Source organism: Rhodococcus sp. I2R (genome assembly GCF_020889545.1).
In the GTDB taxonomy this organism is placed as follows: Bacteria; Actinomycetota; Actinomycetes; order Mycobacteriales; family Mycobacteriaceae; genus Rhodococcoides.
In genome coordinates this window covers 21,410-37,061 of record NZ_JAHUTG010000015.1, presented here as the reverse complement: position 1 = coordinate 37,061, position 15,652 = coordinate 21,410, and the positions used below count along the sequence as shown (strand labels likewise).

General features: G+C 65.2%; 17 protein-coding genes. 2 read left to right on the top strand and 15 right to left on the bottom strand.

Annotation, left to right across the window (positions count from 1 at the left end; genetic code table 11):
* Positions 1–2 precede the first annotated feature (2 nt).
* From panD to dacB, 14 genes are all read right to left on the bottom strand, one after another.
* Complete coding sequence (gene panD, locus KVY23_RS16450) at positions 3–434, bottom strand: aspartate 1-decarboxylase (protein ID WP_075839442.1); 432 nt, start codon at positions 432–434, stop codon at positions 3–5.
* A gap of 11 nt (positions 435–445) precedes the next feature.
* Entirely contained in the window at positions 446–1,348 is a 903-nt protein-coding gene (panC, locus tag KVY23_RS16445; RefSeq protein ID WP_230557461.1) for a pantoate--beta-alanine ligase, read from the bottom strand.
* Positions 1,345–2,259 (bottom strand): Rossmann-like and DUF2520 domain-containing protein, encoded by a 915-nt coding sequence (locus KVY23_RS16440; protein WP_075839440.1) that lies wholly within the window; start codon positions 2,257–2,259, stop codon positions 1,345–1,347. The genes panC and KVY23_RS16440 overlap by 4 nt, the downstream gene beginning before the upstream one ends.
* A 146-nt stretch (positions 2,260–2,405) precedes the next feature.
* Complete coding sequence (locus KVY23_RS16435; RefSeq protein WP_230557460.1) at positions 2,406–3,653, bottom strand: DUF6779 domain-containing protein; 1,248 nt, start codon at positions 3,651–3,653, stop codon at positions 2,406–2,408.
* A gap of 146 nt (positions 3,654–3,799) precedes the next feature.
* Positions 3,800–4,261 (bottom strand): DUF3180 domain-containing protein, encoded by a 462-nt coding sequence (locus KVY23_RS16430; protein ID WP_230557521.1) that lies wholly within the window; start codon positions 4,259–4,261, stop codon positions 3,800–3,802.
* A 5-nt stretch (positions 4,262–4,266) separates the two neighbouring features.
* Positions 4,267–4,791, bottom strand: a complete 525-nt coding sequence (gene folK, locus KVY23_RS16425) for a 2-amino-4-hydroxy-6-hydroxymethyldihydropteridine diphosphokinase (protein ID WP_230557459.1) — start codon at positions 4,789–4,791, stop codon at positions 4,267–4,269.
* 31 nt (positions 4,792–4,822) lie between these two features.
* Positions 4,823–5,191: a dihydroneopterin aldolase gene (gene folB, locus KVY23_RS16420; RefSeq protein ID WP_075839438.1), complete on the bottom strand. Its 369-nt coding sequence runs from the start codon at positions 5,189–5,191 to the stop codon at positions 4,823–4,825.
* Positions 5,188–6,018 carry a dihydropteroate synthase gene (folP, locus tag KVY23_RS16415; protein ID WP_230557458.1) on the bottom strand — a complete coding sequence of 277 codons (831 nt, stop codon included), beginning with the start codon at positions 6,016–6,018 and terminating at the stop codon, positions 5,188–5,190. The genes folB and folP overlap by 4 nt, the downstream gene beginning before the upstream one ends.
* A gap of 13 nt (positions 6,019–6,031) precedes the next feature.
* The gene (folE, locus tag KVY23_RS16410) at positions 6,032–6,664 is read right to left on the bottom strand and encodes a GTP cyclohydrolase I FolE (RefSeq protein WP_230557520.1); all 633 of its coding nucleotides are present in this window, start codon (positions 6,662–6,664) and stop codon (positions 6,032–6,034) included.
* A 132-nt stretch (positions 6,665–6,796) separates the two neighbouring features.
* Positions 6,797–9,550 (bottom strand): ATP-dependent zinc metalloprotease FtsH, encoded by a 2,754-nt coding sequence (ftsH, locus tag KVY23_RS16405; protein ID WP_230557457.1) that lies wholly within the window; start codon positions 9,548–9,550, stop codon positions 6,797–6,799.
* Positions 9,551–9,825: 275 nt separating this feature from the next.
* A complete protein-coding gene (hpt, locus tag KVY23_RS16400) occupies positions 9,826–10,380 on the bottom strand; it encodes a hypoxanthine phosphoribosyltransferase (protein ID WP_075839483.1) in 555 nt (184 codons plus the stop codon).
* Positions 10,381–10,455: 75 nt separating this feature from the next.
* A complete protein-coding gene (gene tilS / locus KVY23_RS16395) occupies positions 10,456–11,463 on the bottom strand; it encodes a tRNA lysidine(34) synthetase TilS (RefSeq protein WP_230557456.1) in 1,008 nt (335 codons plus the stop codon).
* On the bottom strand, positions 11,463–12,551 hold the full coding sequence (locus KVY23_RS16390; protein ID WP_230557455.1) for a zinc-dependent metalloprotease: 1,089 nt from the start codon (positions 12,549–12,551) through the stop codon (positions 11,463–11,465). The genes tilS and KVY23_RS16390 overlap by 1 nt, the downstream gene beginning before the upstream one ends.
* A complete protein-coding gene (gene dacB / locus KVY23_RS16385; protein ID WP_230557519.1) occupies positions 12,548–13,954 on the bottom strand; it encodes a D-alanyl-D-alanine carboxypeptidase/D-alanyl-D-alanine-endopeptidase in 1,407 nt (468 codons plus the stop codon). The genes KVY23_RS16390 and dacB overlap by 4 nt, the downstream gene beginning before the upstream one ends.
* Positions 13,955–14,113: 159 nt before the next feature.
* Between dacB and KVY23_RS16380 the strand changes: the two genes are divergently transcribed.
* Both KVY23_RS16380 and KVY23_RS16375 read left to right on the top strand, forming a co-directional pair.
* Positions 14,114–14,605: an inorganic diphosphatase gene (locus KVY23_RS16380; protein WP_206509106.1), complete on the top strand. Its 492-nt coding sequence runs from the start codon at positions 14,114–14,116 to the stop codon at positions 14,603–14,605.
* A 73-nt stretch (positions 14,606–14,678) separates the two neighbouring features.
* Positions 14,679–15,128: a PAS domain-containing protein gene (locus KVY23_RS16375; protein ID WP_206509105.1), complete on the top strand. Its 450-nt coding sequence runs from the start codon at positions 14,679–14,681 to the stop codon at positions 15,126–15,128.
* 51 nt (positions 15,129–15,179) lie between these two features.
* Here KVY23_RS16375 and KVY23_RS16370 read toward each other — a convergent pair whose 3' ends face one another.
* Positions 15,180–15,650, bottom strand: a complete 471-nt coding sequence (locus tag KVY23_RS16370) for a MarR family winged helix-turn-helix transcriptional regulator (protein WP_075839433.1) — start codon at positions 15,648–15,650, stop codon at positions 15,180–15,182.
* Between the last annotated feature and the right edge of the window lie 2 nt (positions 15,651–15,652).

The following is a 15,652-nucleotide window of genomic DNA, read 5'->3' as shown; positions in this document are numbered from 1 at the left end:
TGCTACACCAGCACCGAATCAGCCCGGAGCGAGCGCGGAGTGATCAGACCGGAACCCTCCGGGGCGTGCGCGGGATCGGTGCCGAGCTCGACGGGCGAGTTCTTCTCGTCGACGAACACAACGCTCGGTGCATAATCCTTGCATTCCTGCTCGTTCATCACGCCATAGGCGATCAGAATGACGAGATCGCCAGGATTGACCAGGTGCGCTGCGGCGCCGTTGATTCCGATGACTCCGCTGCCCCGCTCGCCCGTGATCACGTAGGTTTCCAGCCGCGCCCCGTTGTCGATGTCGACGATGGTGACCTGCTCACCCTCGAGCAGATCTGCCGCGTCCATCAGGTCCTCGTCGACGGTCACCGATCCCACGTAGTGCAGGTCGGCGTGCGTGACCGTCGCGCGATGGATCTTCGACTTCATCATGGTGCGAAACATAGTGTTTCCCTTCAGTTCTGGTGGTCGTCGGGATATTCGAGGAATCCTGTTCCGACGGCGACTCCGACGTTGTCGATCAAGCGCGTCGTGCCGACCCTGGCCGCGACGAGCAGTCTTCCGTCGCCGCGTTCGGGAGGCGGCCCCAAATCGACGCCGCGAAGCTCGAGGTAATCGACCTCCACTTCCGGAACTGCCTCGAGCACACCGCGCGCGGTCGACAGGATCTGCTCGGCTCCCCCGGCCGCGGCATGTGCGCCCGCCACCAGAGCCGCCGACAACCCCGTGGCCGCATCGCGCTGATGCGCGTCCAGGTAGCGGTTGCGCGAGGACAGAGCCAAACCGTCCTGTTCGCGAACAGTGGGCACACCGAAGATCTTGACGTCGAAATTCAGATCGCGCACCATCTGCCGGATCAGCGTCAACTGCTGGTAGTCCTTCTCGCCGAAGTAGGCAGCGTGTGGCGCAGCGATCTGCAGCAGCTTCGCGACAACGGTGAGCATGCCGGCGAAATGCGTGGGACGCGAGGCACCTTCGAGTTCGCCGCCGAGCGGCCCGGGATGGACGGTGGTCCGGGGTCCGGAGGGGTACATGTCGGTGGCGGACGGCGCGAACACGAGTTCGACACCCTCGCCCCGCAGCAACTCCACGTCTGCTTCGAGCGTGCGAGGGTACGCATCGAGATCCTCGCCGACACCGAACTGCAACGGATTGACGAAGATCGAGACGATCACCACTGCCCCGGATCGCTTGGCCTGCTGCACCAGATGGATGTGACCGGCATGCAGGGCCCCCATGGTCGGCACCAGCGCGACCGTTTTGCCAACGGCCCGAAGAGCTTTGGACACCGATGTAACCACCGAAGGGTCGTGATGCACCGTCAGATGCCCTGCCGTGAAGCTGCCCGCAAGCGTCATTTCTTGCCTTCCAGATATGCGACCAACTCTGCCGAGGACCCCACCCGTTGCGCCGACCGAAGCGCCAGCGCGCGGTACCCGGCGGCGATCCGCACATCGACCTTCCCGAGCACCTCGAGATGGTTTTCGACGGCAGCGACGTCGCCTCGTGCAACAGGGCCGGTCAATGCAGATTGCCCGCGCCGCAGCGCATTGTCGAGTGCCGCGGTAACCAAGGGTGCGAGAACACGTCGAGCGGCCTCCGGTTCGGTGTCGATACCGGGAAATCCGGGACCGTCCAGAGCGATCTTCAAGGCGTCCAAGGCGTCGGCGATCAACGTCACCAGGTGATTGGATCCGTGCGCCAACGCTGCGTGATAGAGCGTTCGATTCTCCTCGGCCACGTGCACCGGCTCGCCACCGAGCTCGAGCACGAGAGCTTGCGCGACGGCGTAGCCGATCTCGTCGGCCGCAGTGACGCCGAAGCACGCCGAGGCCAGTCGGTCGGTGTCCTCGGGAACGCCGGTGAACGTCATCGCCGGGTGGATGGCCAGCGGAATCGCACCGCATGCCGTCAGCGGTGCCAGCACACCGATCCCATTGGCACCCGAGGTGTGCACGATGATTTTTCCGGGTGCAATAGCGCCGGTGGCGGCCAAACCGGCTGCGATCGACGCGAGCTCGGTGTCGGGAACGCTCAGTATCAGCAGCTCGGCTCGTTTGGCCACCTCGTCCACCGGAAGGATCTCCGATTCCGGCAACCGCGTTCGTACCCGTCGCAAGGATGCCTCGGATACCGCCGCGCAACCGACGACCAGGTGACCGACGCGCTCGAAAGCCTCGCCGAGGGCTGTTCCCACACGACCAGCAGAGACGATTCCTACCGTCAAGCGTGCCGGGGCGGGATCAGCAGTGAACCCATGTGAGGCCACTGAAAAAGTTCCTCTCGTTCGTTCCAGTCCCGCTCGGCGGGTACCAGACGTCCTGAAGAAGAGGATAACCGCACGGATGCGCCACGGACCACGCTGTAGTGCAGTGATCTATTTCACTCAGCGTCGAACCGGGGTTGCGCTACTGGTCAATCGGCACGGCGACGGTGCCGGCGCTCGCTTGGTTCGCTGCTCGTCGACTGCATGTCCGCAAGGATCTCGGCCACGGATCGTCCGTTGGAGTGCGCTCCAGAGGAGTCCGTCGCCTCCGATTCGGCGCGTCGCCGACGTCGCACTCTCGGCTCGGGCAGATCCCACTGGTTCGGCGATGTCTCTTCGATCCCGTGAGCATCGTCCGGTGCAATCTGCTCCTCGAACGCGGCCGCCTCAGGCTCATGTGCCGGCTCGGGCTCGTACGGCGGCTCAGGAACGAAGACCTGCGCCGCCTCGAATGGGGACGGCTCGGACGGGGCTGCATCGTACGGGGCTGCATCGTACGGGGCTGCATCGTCGGCGGGGGTTGTGTACGCGTCGTCGACCTCGCCGACCCAGGTTCCCCCGACCGGACCGGACACCCGCGGTGGCGTCGGGATTCGGCGGCTGCCGACCCGGACACCGACCTCATCCTCTTCCGGTGCGGCATCTTCCGGGGCAGTCTCGTGAGCCACCGGCTCGGAGTGCTGAGAGTTGTACGGTTGCGAGCTGTACGACGTGTTGTAGGGCTGGCGAGCCGAGGAGTACTCCGCGGGCGGTTCGTCGCCGATCGGTGTGTCCGGGTACAGCACCGAGGTCTCCGCCGTCACCGGCTCGTCGTAGGGGGTTGCCAGACCCGGCACAGGTTCTTCGGCACCCGACCCGCGTCCACCCCGTCCGGGTACGTAGAGCCCCGACGGAGCAGGTTGATAACTGTCGTAGTTTCGGCCGCCACCGAGTTCCTGCAACCGCATCGCTTCCGCGCGCAGAGCCACCCGCTCGGCGGGTAGGTTGCCGTCGAAGAGCATCTGCAGGTTGTTCCGAAGGTGCGCAAGTTCGGTACGCAGCGCCGCGATTTCGCTGGTCTCGAGTTGAACCTCGCTTCGGATCCGAGATTCGACGCCCAGCTCGTACTCCCGCCGCGCCGATATCTCGCGGGCGAGTTGCAGCTCGTAGACGGTCTGCAGGTCCTTGGCTTTCGCCTGGTCTGCGGCTGCCTCGCGGCGGTACTTGGTCATGGCGAATGCGCCGACGATCGCCGCCCACAGCGCCGATACGAGGCCGACGCGAAGCCACTGAACATTTTCACTGAAGAGCAGGAGCACACTCGCCACAACGCCGAACACCACCAGCGCGGCGATGAACAGCTGGCTCGCACTGCGCCGCGCGCGGCGGCCTGCCTTCGTGCGAGTCGGTTCGGTCATGAAACCCAGGGTAACCGTCCGAGGGCCTTCGGCCGGTCAAGCTCGACAGCAACGATGCCCGTGTGATCGCAACAATTCGGTCACCACGGGCTCGCGCAGTACTCCCGACACGACTTTACGCCCGACACCACATCGGCGCCGGTGGGTCAACTTCCCTCCGGGTTGTCCTTCGGTGTTCGGCAGCAGTGTTCGAGCCACAGCGCAGCACCGACGAGGGCAAGTCCCGCCACTAGCCCGACGATGGCACCCACCCGGTCCGCGGACGCAGCGCGCACAGTAGCGGCCATGGGGAGCACATGCAGCAGAAATCCGATCCAGACACCTGCCACGGCAGCCCCCACCAGGGCAGATGCTTTCGCCAGGGCGAGTGCACGCGCCACTGTGATGGGGTGAAGCTGGGTGGGACCGTCGCCGATTCTTCGGTCACCGATGCGGGAGCGTATGTAGAAAGCGAGACCGATTTCCAAGATTGCAACCAGGTAGAGCGAGGCTCCTGCGAGCGGTCCGATCGGGGGCAACGACCCGTAGAACGATCGCACCAGCAACCACGTCGCCACCGCAGCGAAGGTCCCCAGGCCGATCAGGTCCCACGCCCTGGTGGAACGCATTTCCGTCATCGGTCCGTCTCCAGTCGCATCTCGGTGGCGCTCACACTGGATCTTTCTTCCTCACCCAGGCCGGCGAGCCATTCCCCAACCGGTCGCCGAGCGCCGGCCACGGTGAGCTCCGCGTCGGGTTCGACCGCCAACCAGGGCATCAGCACGAAGGCCCTTCGATGGGCACGCGGATGCGGAAGTAGCAGCTCGGGATCGTCACCGACGATATCGCCGCCGTCGGAATCTCGGCAGACCACGAGGTCAACGTCGAGACTCCGCGGCCCCCAACGCTGGACACGAACCCGGTCGGCGGCGCTCTCGCATTCTCTCGCGAAGGCGAGCCATTGCCTCGGGTCTGTGTGCGGGTCCTCCGCGATGATCACCGCATTGAGGAAGTCCTGCTGCTCTACGCCGCCCCAGGGCGCCGACGAGTACACCGCCGAAGCAGCCACCATTCTCGGTCCGAGGGCCGCTGCCACCGAACGAAGATGGCCGAGCGAGTCCCCGACGTTGCTGCCGATCGACAGCACCACCCCCGTCACGCGCTGCGCCTTGTCATTACACTGCCTTCTCTCATGACACTGCCCGGGTGCGGTGCGCGACGACGGCGACATCGGTGAACGTCAGTGGGATGGGTGCGGCCGGCTTGTGCAGCACTACTTCGACAGCATCGACACGATCGTCCTGCATGACACCGTCGGCGATCTCTGCTGCGACGGTCTCGATGAGATCGCGCGCCGGACCGGACACGACCGCAGCAGCGGCCTCGGCCAGCTCCCCGTAATGCATGGTCTCGCTCAGGTCATCGGTGGCCGCGGCGTGCCGCAGGTCCATCCAAACCGTGATGTCGACGACGAAGTCCTGGCCGTCGCGTTTTTCGAAGTCGAACACCCCGTGGTGTCCGCGAACCTTCAGTCCGCGGAGCTCGATCCGATCGCTCACAGTCCGCCTCTCCCCCAAGCCGACGCCACTGCAACGGCGTCGAGTGTCGATCGTGCATCGTGCACGCGCACGCCCCACGCGCCGCCTGCGATGGCCAGGGCAGAGACGACGGCGGTCGCTGTCTCACGTCCGTCGGGGGGCCGCGCTGTTTCACCGTCCGCAAGTAGCGATCCGAGGAAGCGCTTGCGCGAGGCTCCGATCAATATCGGCATCCCCAGTTCGACGAATACCGGGAGAGCACGCAGCAGTGTCCAGTTGTGCTGGGCGCTCTTGGCGAAGCCGAGGCCGGGATCGAGCACGATGTCGGATGGGTCGACTCCGGCCGCGACGGCCCGATCCACCTGCTCCAGGAGTTCGCGTCGAACGTCCTCGACGACGTCGTCGTAGTGCGCTACCGCACCGGTGTGGGTGTACTCCGCAGCGGAACGCCAGTGCATCAGAATCCATGGCACGCCGGCTTCGGCGACCACCCGCGCCATGTCCGGATCGGCTCGTCCACCGGATACGTCGTTGACTATGGACACGCCCGCCTCGATGGCTGCTGCTGCAACCGACGCTCGCATCGTGTCGACGCTGGTTGTCACACCTGCAGCGCTCAACGCGGAGATGACAGGAACTACCCGCCCGGACTCGACAGCGGGGTCGATGCGGTCGGCTCCTGGACGCGTGGATTCACCTCCGACATCGACGATGTCGACTCCCACGCCGTGCAGCTCGACGCCGTGCCCGACCGCTGCCTCGACGTTCAGGTACCGCCCGCCGTCGGAAAACGAATCGGCCGTGACGTTGAGCACGCCCATGACCACCGGGGCTCCGGGCAGAGTCATGCGTCGGGGCTCGTCATTTGCGAAGAATCAGATCCAACGCCTCGGATCGAGACGCCGCACTCGATTGGAGCAGGCCACGAACCGCCGACGTCGTGGTGCTCGCTCCGGGCTTGCGGATCCCGCGCATCGCCATGCATAGATGCTCCGCTTCGATGACGACGATCGCACCGCGTGGGTCGAGTTTGCGCATCACAGCGTCGGCGACCTGGCTCGTCAGACGTTCCTGCACCTGCGGGCGCTTGGAATAGAGGTCCACCACCCGCGCCAGCTTGGACAGCCCCGTCACCTTCCCGCTCTTGCCCGGGATGTATCCGACGTGCGCGACACCGTGAAACGAGACCAGGTGGTGTTCGCACGTCGAGAACATCGGGATATCGCGGACCAGGACGAGTTCTTGATGTCCCTCGTCGAACGTGGTGTTCAAGACCGAATCGGGGTTGACATACAACCCACCGAACATTTCGCGGTACGCGCGCGCCACTCGGGCCGGGGTGTCCGCGAGGCCCTCCCGGTCGGGATCCTCGCCCACCGCGATGAGCAGTTCACGTACGGCCGCTTCGGCTCGCGCCTGATCGAAGGAACGGCCAGTCGCAACGGCGACCAACTCGTTCGGGTCGACCTGCGCGGGGACGCCTTCTTCGTCGATCTCCCTGACTGACACGTTCGTTCAACCTCCGGTCTGGGGGCACCGCTGGCCCCAGGAATGACTTCTCGACCTATCGTCGACCGCGACACCACCTGTAGATGCCCATCTGCCCCGACAAATGGGCATCTCGACCTAGTTTCGGTCGCTCGGGCCTTCCCACCGCTGGGTGCGCGGACCCTCGTCCGAGGAACGACCTTGTTCCGACGCATCGGGGTGGTCGTTCGGTAGCCCGCCGAGCGGATCCCATTGTGGACCTGCCGGGTCCGAGTAACGGGGAGTAGTTCCCTGCTGCTCCCCGCCGCCGCTCGGATCCGTGGACTCGGGCGGCTGATACTGGTTCTGGGGTGGCTGGTACTGCGGTGGCCGATACTGGGGCGGTTGGTACTGGGGCGCCGGGTTCTGGGGCGCTGGGTTCTGGGGCGCCGGGTTCTGGGGCGCCGGAGTCCCGTACCCGGGTGGAACCTGGTACGTGGGCGGGTTACTGTACCTGTTTCCGGCGTCGGATCCACCGGAACGGCCCGTCGGTCCCTGTGTTTCTCGTGGCGGCCATCCCGGCGCCGACCAGCCTGCGGGGGCGCCGTAGTCCGGACGTGATCCCTGTGGACGAGGATCCGGGTTGCGGTAATTTGCGCCGTCGTTCAGGCCGCTACCGTTCGGGCCGCTGCCGTGCTGTGCTCCACCGCTGTGTGCACCACCGCTGTGTGCTCCGTTGCCCGGGGCTGCACCGTAGGGACCGTTCTCGTAGGGGCCACCGTTGCTTCGGGGGCCACCGTTGTTCGAGCCACCGTTGGCATTGGCGCCGCCATCGGGGGCACCGTTGGTGTACCCGGTCGGTCGAGAAGATCCTGCATAGCTGTCCGGGGCACCCTTGGACAGCTGCGGCGGACCGGCGTAGCTGGGCTGCGGAAACTGTTGCGGCGGAGCCACCTTCGGAGCAATCGGCTTCGGCGGCCATGGCTCGCCACGCTCGATCGCCAGCTCGCCCGGCGTCTTGACCGGCGGCTTGTCCGACGGCACTCGCTCACCGAAGTCGTTGAACGCGGTAATGCGAGGACGCTTGGCGACATCGGTGAAGATCTTCTCGAGATCCTTGCGGGTGAGTGTCTCCCGCTCGAGCAGTTCGGATGCCAACCGGTCCAGCACGTCTCGATACTCGTTGAGAATGGCCCAGGCCTCGGTATGAGCGGCCTCGATGAGCTTGCGGACCTCTTCGTCGATCTCACGCGCGACCTCGTGCGAGAAGTCCGACTGCACGCCCATCGAACGCCCGAGGAACGGGTCACCCTGCTCCTGGCCGTAACGGACAGCTCCGAGCTTGCTGCTCATGCCGTACTCGGTGACCATCGCGCGAGCAATCTTCGTCGCCTGATCGATATCCGAGGACGCTCCGGTGGTCGGCTCGTGGAACACCAACTCCTCGGCGGCTCGTCCGCCCATCGCCATGACGAGACGCGCGATCATCTCCGAGCGCGTCATCAATCCCTTGTCGTCCTCGGGGACGGTCATGGCGTGTCCGCCGGTGCGTCCACGCGCAAGGATGGTCACCTTGTAGACGGGCTCGATATCGGGCATCGCCCACGCAGCCAGCGTGTGGCCGCCCTCGTGGTAGGCAGTGATCTTCTTTTCGTGTTCGCTGATGATGCGGCTCTTGCGTCGCGGCCCGCCGACGACACGGTCGACCGACTCCTCGAGCGCGGCCTCGGTGATCACGGTGCCGTTCTCCCTGGCGGTCAGCAACGCAGCCTCGTTGATGACATTGGCGAGATCGGCGCCGGACATCCCGACGGTGCGCTTGGCGAGACCTTCGAGATCGGCGTCGTGCGCAACAGGCTTGCCCGCCGAGTGAACGGCCAGAATCGCGCGCCGGCCAGCGAGGTCGGGGGCGCCGACCGGGATCTGACGATCGAAACGACCGGGACGCAGAAGAGCGGGGTCGAGGATGTCGGGACGGTTGGTCGCAGCAATGAGAATGACACCGGTGCGCTCACCGAAACCGTCCATCTCGACGAGAAGCTGGTTCAGCGTCTGCTCACGCTCGTCGTGACCGCCGCCCATACCTGCGCCGCGCTGACGACCGACTGCGTCGATCTCGTCGACGAAGATGATGCACGGGCTGTTCTGCTTGGCCTGCTCGAAGAGGTCACGCACGCGAGAGGCGCCGACACCGACGAACATCTCGACGAAATCGGAACCCGAGATGGTGAAGAAGGGCACCCCCGACTCGCCCGCGACCGCACGCGCGAGGAGAGTCTTGCCGGTTCCCGGAGGACCGTAGAGCAGAACGCCGCGCGGAATCTTGGCGCCGAGCGCCTGGTATCGCGCTGGATTCTGCAGGAAATCCTTGATCTCGTACAGTTCTTCGACAGCTTCGTCGGCGCCCGCGACATCCTGGAAAGTAGTCTTCGGCATGTCCTTGGTGAGCTGCTTGGCCTTCGACTTCCCGAAGCCCATCACACCGCCACGTCCACCACCCTGCATCTTCATCATGATGAAGATGAACACGCCGAGCAGAAGAACCATCGGCAGCACGAACAGCAACAGCGAGGACAACCAGCTGTCCTGGGAGACGACGGTGTTGTAGCTGTCCAGCCCGTCCGTGCTGACCTTGTCGAAAATGGTTTCCGACGCCGAATCCGGGTATTTCGCGAGAATCTGAGTCTCGCCCTCCGTGGCGTCGTTGCCTTCCTTCAGAGTCAGGCGAACCTGCTGCTCACGGTCGTCGATCTGCGCCTTCTCGACGTTCTGCGAATCGAGCTGCGCGATCGCCACAGACGTGTCGACGGCCTTCCAGTCGCGCGTGTCGTTTCCGAAGTAGCTGAAGGCGAAGATCACCATCAGAATGCCGAAAACGATGGCCAGGTTCCGTATAACTGTCTTCCGATTCATACAGCTTCAGCCGAGACGGCCTCGTCCTTTCCAGTCAACTCCGATGCGCGGATTCCGGCCGCACACCGGATGCTCCAGGCTACCGCGAACGGCCACCCCGTACCTGAAGTGCATCGGCCCCACAGCGTTGCTGCGCCAACTCACGCTTTCTGCATCGTTCAACGTCCCCCCAGGGCCAACGGTTCCCCACACCGTGGCCCGACTCAACGAAACAACAGGTTCGACGCGTCACACCCGAGAACGAAGGAGCTCACGGAACAAACGAAGCCCTGAATCTACCCGCCGTACACGCGAGGCTCGAGCGTACCGATATACGGCAGGTCACGGTAGCGCTCGTTGTAATCGAGACCGTAACCGACGACGAACTCGTTCGGGATGTCGAAGCCCACGTTGGCGACCTCGACGTCGACCTTGATCGCGTCCGGCTTGCGCAGCAAAGTCACCACCGACAGCGACGCCGGATTGCGGGTGGCGAGATTGCGCCTGAGCCAGGACAGCGTCAGACCGGAGTCGATGATGTCCTCGACGATCAGAACGTTGCGCCCGTTGATGTCGCGATCGAGATCCTTGAGAATGCGCACCACACCCGAGGACGAAGTCGACGACCCGTAGGAGCTCACCGCCATGAACTCGAGCTGGGTCGGAATCGGCAACGCCCGCGCGAAATCCGTCATGAACATGATCGCGCCCTTGAGAACACCGACGAGCAACAGGTCACCCTCGGGAGCATCCTCGGGATAACGCTTGGCGATCTCCTCCGCGAGCTCGGCGGTTCGAGCCTTGATCTGCTCCTCCGAGATGAGAATCGATTCGATATCGCCCTCGTACACGGCGCTTCCCTTCATAGATTCTGTTTCATCGGTTCTGTTTCATCAAGAGTCATTCCGCAGGCTCCACTCCAGAGCTCAAGAGTCATTCCGCAGGCTCCACTCCAGCTCGAGTGCAAGAGTGCCACGTCGCCGACCCACCACCAACCTGGCACCGGGCGGTCCCCCACCGACCGCGACCCCGCCCTGCCCCCGCCAGTCCCCCACCAGGTCGTCGATCAATCGCAGTTGCTTGTCCGAAAGCCCCGTCGCGCCGGCCCCGAGCAGCCAAGACCGCAGCACGCGCCGGCGAAGCGCCACCGGCACCGCTATGAGCGCCGTCACATCGAGATCATCACCCGCGAGCGCACCACCCAGAAGATCGTCAGCGAGGGCGTCGAGCACGTCGCCATCCTCGCGGAGCTGCGTGGCGGTACGCCCGAGCGCCTGAGCGACGCCCCCACCCAACACGTCCTCGAGCAGCGGCAGAACCTCGTGACGCAGACGCACACGGGTGAAATCCGCACTGACATTCTGCGGGTCCTCGTACGGGTCGAACCCGAGTTCGGCGCAGGCTTGCCTGGTCACCGCCCGGCGAACGCCCAGCAACGGCCTTCCCCACGGTGAATCCCACGGCATCATTCCGGCGATCGATCGCGGCCCGGACCCACGCGCCAAACCCAACAGCACAGTCTCGGCCTGATCGTCGAGGGTGTGTGCGATCAACACCGCAGCATCACCGCGTGCCGTCTCGAGCGCGGCATAGCGGGCACGGCGCGCAGCCGCCTCCATTCCGCCATCACCACCGACGTGCACCGTCGTCACCGTCGCATCGATGCATCCCAGCATCACAGCGCGGCGGGCCGCGGTCGCGGCGACATCCTCGGAACCCGGTTGTAGGCCGTGGTCGACGACGAGCGCCACCACTTCCGGGAACTCCGCGACGGCAGCGGCAGTCAGCGCCAGCGAATCAGCGCCACCGGACAGGGCGACGGCGATCGGGGTGGCGGCCATGGAGGTGGCGGCGGGGACGGCGCGGGTCCGTTGCACCGACCAGGAACGCACCGCATGTCGGAGCTCGAGAACAGCCGGGCCCTCGGGCAACATCAGCCCAACACTCGGGCGATCCACCGGTCCGGGTGCTCGATCTCGTCCAGCAGCGGCAAAGTCCCGGCGTCGGTCCACACGGTGTTGAAGCGCTCCATCCCCACAACCCCGACAACGTGGTCCACGAAGGCTTTCCCCCGCACGTACTGCGCCATCTTGGCGTCCATACCGAGCAGCGCACGAATCACCCGCTGAAGCGGGTTCTGCTTGCGTCGACGGCGACTGTCGAACGCGCTTCGGATCTGCAGCACCGACGGCACCACCGCGGGCCCGACGGCATCCATTACGTGATCGGCGTGCCCTTCGAGCAGCGTGCCGAGCACGAGAAGACGGTCGATCGCGTCGCGTTGCACCGGAGCCTGCGTCGCGCGCAGCAGTCCGAGGATGCCCGCGTCCTCGGCCCGGTGCGATTCCTTGCGGTTCTTGAGGGCACCGGAAACCCTGGCAGCGAGCTCGGTCAACGGCTCGTCCACACTCTCGGACAGCACCGAGACCGAATCGCGCATGTATTCACCGAGCCACGGCGCCGAGGAGAACTGCACCCGGTGTGTCACCTCGTGCAAACACACCCAGAGGCGGAAGTCGCTCGGCGATACACGTAGCGCCCGCTCGACGGCGATGATGTTGGGTGCGACGAGCAACAGCGTGCCGTTTTCCCCGGTGAACGGGTCGTACTGTCCGAGGATCGCGGTCGACAGGAAGGCCAACATCGCACCTGCTTGCAGACCCGCAGGCTTGCCACCGAGCACGCCGCCCAGGCCGCCCGCGGCTCCCCCCGAGGTCTCCCCCTCGCCCGTCAGGTGCTTCATCGACGCTGCTGCGGCGTCGATCCACCCGGACCGGTCGACGATCTGGGCGTCAGGAACCGGGAGGCCGTCGGCCAGCCCTGTCGTCTCGCGCACCGGCCCCTCGGCGCGGACCGACGCATCCGCGAGCTCGGCGAACGCGGCATCGAAGGTGTATCGCGAGGTCGACGGCCCTTTCGGAGCCAGTTTGGACCCGGCCTTGGACGCCAGCCGCCAATCGACGGACGCCCCGAAACCACGGCCTGTCTCGTCGCTGCTTGTCGTTTCCGTGCTGTCGGTCACCGGCAACCACACAATCTGAGCGTCGACGCCACCGCATCCAACGCGGGCCTGCTCACTTCGGGCGGCCGGTCGTTGGACATGAGTGCGAACGTGAGTACTCTCCCGTCAACATCGACGACGTATCCAGCGAGAGCGCTTGCTGTCGACAGTGTGCCAGTTTTTGCCCGCACCCATCCGGCGCCGATGCGGCTGTTGGTGGCGTACCGATCCGACAGGGTGCCGGTGGACCCTGCCACCGGCAGGTAGTCGAGCATCGGGCGCAGATCGGGACGTTCAGATCCAGCCGCCGAGGTCACGATTCGATCGAGCAGCCGCGCCGGAATGCGATCGTCCACGGACAGGCCACTCATGTCGTGCAGCGTCAACCCGGACAGGTCGTAGCCGACCGAGTTCAGCGTCCGGCTCACCGCGTCCACGGCACCGTCGAATGATGCGGGTAGGCCCATCTCGATCGCGATCTCTCGACCGACCGCCTCGGCGAGGACGTTGTCCGAAAGCTGCATCATCTGGCCGAGCCGGACCCGCAGCGGGGCCGACTGCACGCTCGCCACCTGGTCCGCCCCCTCGGCCGCGGAGCCGATCGCGACCAGCGCTGGATCGATTCCCAGCCCGGTCGCCAACGATCGACCCGCGTCCAATGCTGGTTGCGCACTACGCGGAGATTCGTCCTCGAGCGGAATCGACCTGCCGCCGTCGATCATGATGGGCTCGATCGGGGTGATGTAGCCGGCGGCGACGTCGGGTTCGAACCATCCCTGAGCCATCGTCGGACCGCTGTATGCGGAGGTGTCCACCAGTATCCGTTTCACCTCGACACCCGCCCGCTCGATCTGCTCGACCAGATCGTCGATCCGCGCCGCACCAGGGTAGTACCCGGAGCTGCCGGCCGGCTGCGCCGTCAAAGTCGGGTCGCCCGCCGCGACCACCACGATCTCGCCGTCGACCTGGCCCCTGACCACCCGCGTCAAGACGCGGTGCTCCGGCGGAAGCGCCAACATGGCTGCGGATGCGGTCAACAGCTTCGCCGTCGACGCAGGTGTCATGGGCGCGTCCGGATTCTGCGACCACAGCACCTCACCGCTGACCGCGTCCGCGACAGCACCCGAGAACGTGCCCAACCCGTCCGAACCGACGACAGCAGCCAGCGCGGCAGCGAGACCCTCCGCAGTGGGAATCGAGTCCGAATCCGGTAGCGGAACGATGACTGGACTCGGCATCACCGGATCCGGTTCCGGTGCGCTCGCCTCCGGAAACGAGTCACCGGAGACGTTCGGGACGATCGCCGCGACCGCGGTGGCCCCCGTGGCGAGCAGCACAATCACACCGAGTGCCAGCAGAATTCGGGCGCGACGCCGCTTCCGACCGGCGGTCGGACCGAAGAATCGCTTGGTCAACCCCGCCAACGCTCCTCCACATGAGTTCGGCCGTCGATCCACACCGTCGGCGCCGGAACTGCCCAGTGGCAGCTTCTTCAACAGTATCCACGGGTCCGGTACGCTAGCGCCGCCACCATATTGCGTCACTCCATACGTACGCGAATAGAAGAACAGCGAGGACTGCACGTGCCGTTCGACGTCACCATCGAGATCCCCAAGGGTCAGCGCAACAAGTACGAGGTCGACCACGAGACCGGTCGCGTCCGCCTCGATCGCTACCTGTACACGGCGATGGCTTATCCGGCCGACTACGGCTACATCGAAGGCACCCTCGGCGAGGACGGCGATCCGCTGGACGCATTCGTACTGCTCCCCGAATCGGTCTACCCCGGAGTAGTCGTCGAAGCGCGCCCCGTCGCGATGTTCAAGATGGTCGACGAAGCCGGCGGAGACGACAAAGTGCTCTGCGTTCCCGCAGGCGACAAGCGCTGGGATCACATTCAGGACCTGAGCGATGTCTCCACCTTCGAACTGGACGCCATCAAGCACTTCTTCGTCCACTACAAGGACCTGGAGCCGAACAAGCACGTCACGGCAGCCGACTGGGTCGGGCGCGCGGAAGCAGAAACCGAAATCGCTGCGTCGTTCAAGCGTTTGACGGACAATCCGGGGCACTGAGCACGTATCGCGACCTTGTACAGACGAGACCAGCAAGCACGGTAACCGAGGCAAGTCACAGGTGGGGAGAACCATGACCGACAGCAATACGACGGGCGAGCGCCGGAACTCGGAGTCGCGAGCAATATCCGATCCAGCTCAGTTCCCCGACCTGCCAGTCACCGTGGTGCTCGACCGAATCCCGGTACCCATTCTCGCCGTCGACCCCAGCGGCGGGATCGTCTTCGCGAACGAAGCGTTCGACGAACTGTTCGGCACCGACAGGTCCGAGCGGGCCGATTTCCACCTGCATGACATCTTCCCCGACCAGGCACCCGAGGGTGTCAACGTCGCAGACATGTTCCTCACCACCGTCGCTACCCGCGCCGACTCCCTGTGGCGCATGACCGACAAGACCGGGGATGTCGTTCAGGTCCGCGCGAGCAAGTCCATCCTCCGGCGCGCCGAGGACGACCTCGTCCTCGTTGCGTTGGAAGACTTCACCGACCAGCTCTGGAACGACCCCAAGAGCGCGCTTCGCTGACAGATCGGCAGGTGCGCGTGAGCCCAGCGTGCACCTGCCGAGCGCTCTGGCTCACGGCCGGCTCGGTTGAACTTTCTCGTAGTCGGTGAGGAACCGATCCAACAGATTCACCAACGCAACACGATCCTCCCGCGCCCAGTTCTGGATCACCGCACCGAGATGAATCGTCCGCTTGCGAAGCATCCGATCGGCAACCTCGCGGCCCTTCTCCGTCACCGCCAACACATACGCGCGACCGTCCTTCTCGTCACGCACTCGCTCCACATGACCGTGGTCGACCAACTGGCTGACCTGCCTGCTCACGGTCGACGGATCAGAATTCACCAAAGCCGCCAACTCGCTCGACCGCATCGGACCGTCCCGGAAAAGTCGAAACAGGCACACGAACGCCGCGCCCTCCACGCCACCGGACTCGGCCGACAACTGGGCCAACTTCCGCTCACGCAACCGCTGCAGCCGAACTAACTGCGTACCGAGTTCCTCGGCGCATTCCTCCATCTCAGCTGCCGCTTCTGTATCCATCT

Excerpts from the sequence above, each read along its gene's own strand:
- panD (WP_075839442.1), bottom strand. The coding sequence starts at position 434 with ATGTTTCGCACCATGATGAAGTCGAAGATCCATCGCGCGACGGTCACG.
- panC (WP_230557461.1), bottom strand. The coding sequence starts at position 1,348 with ATGACGCTTGCGGGCAGCTTCACGGCAGGGCATCTGACGGTGCATCAC.
- KVY23_RS16435 (WP_230557460.1), bottom strand. The coding sequence starts at position 3,653 with ATGACCGAACCGACTCGCACGAAGGCAGGCCGCCGCGCGCGGCGCAGT.
- KVY23_RS16430 (WP_230557521.1), bottom strand. The coding sequence starts at position 4,261 with ATGCGTTCCACCAGGGCGTGGGACCTGATCGGCCTGGGGACCTTCGCT.
- folP (WP_230557458.1), bottom strand. The coding sequence starts at position 6,018 with ATGACTCTGCCCGGAGCCCCGGTGGTCATGGGCGTGCTCAACGTCACG.
- ftsH (WP_230557457.1), bottom strand. The coding sequence starts at position 9,550 with ATGAATCGGAAGACAGTTATACGGAACCTGGCCATCGTTTTCGGCATT.
- tilS (WP_230557456.1), bottom strand. The coding sequence starts at position 11,463 with ATGTTGCCCGAGGGCCCGGCTGTTCTCGAGCTCCGACATGCGGTGCGT.
- KVY23_RS16375 (WP_206509105.1), top strand. The coding sequence starts at position 14,679 with ATGACCGACAGCAATACGACGGGCGAGCGCCGGAACTCGGAGTCGCGA.
- KVY23_RS16370 (WP_075839433.1), bottom strand. The coding sequence starts at position 15,650 with ATGGATACAGAAGCGGCAGCTGAGATGGAGGAATGCGCCGAGGAACTC.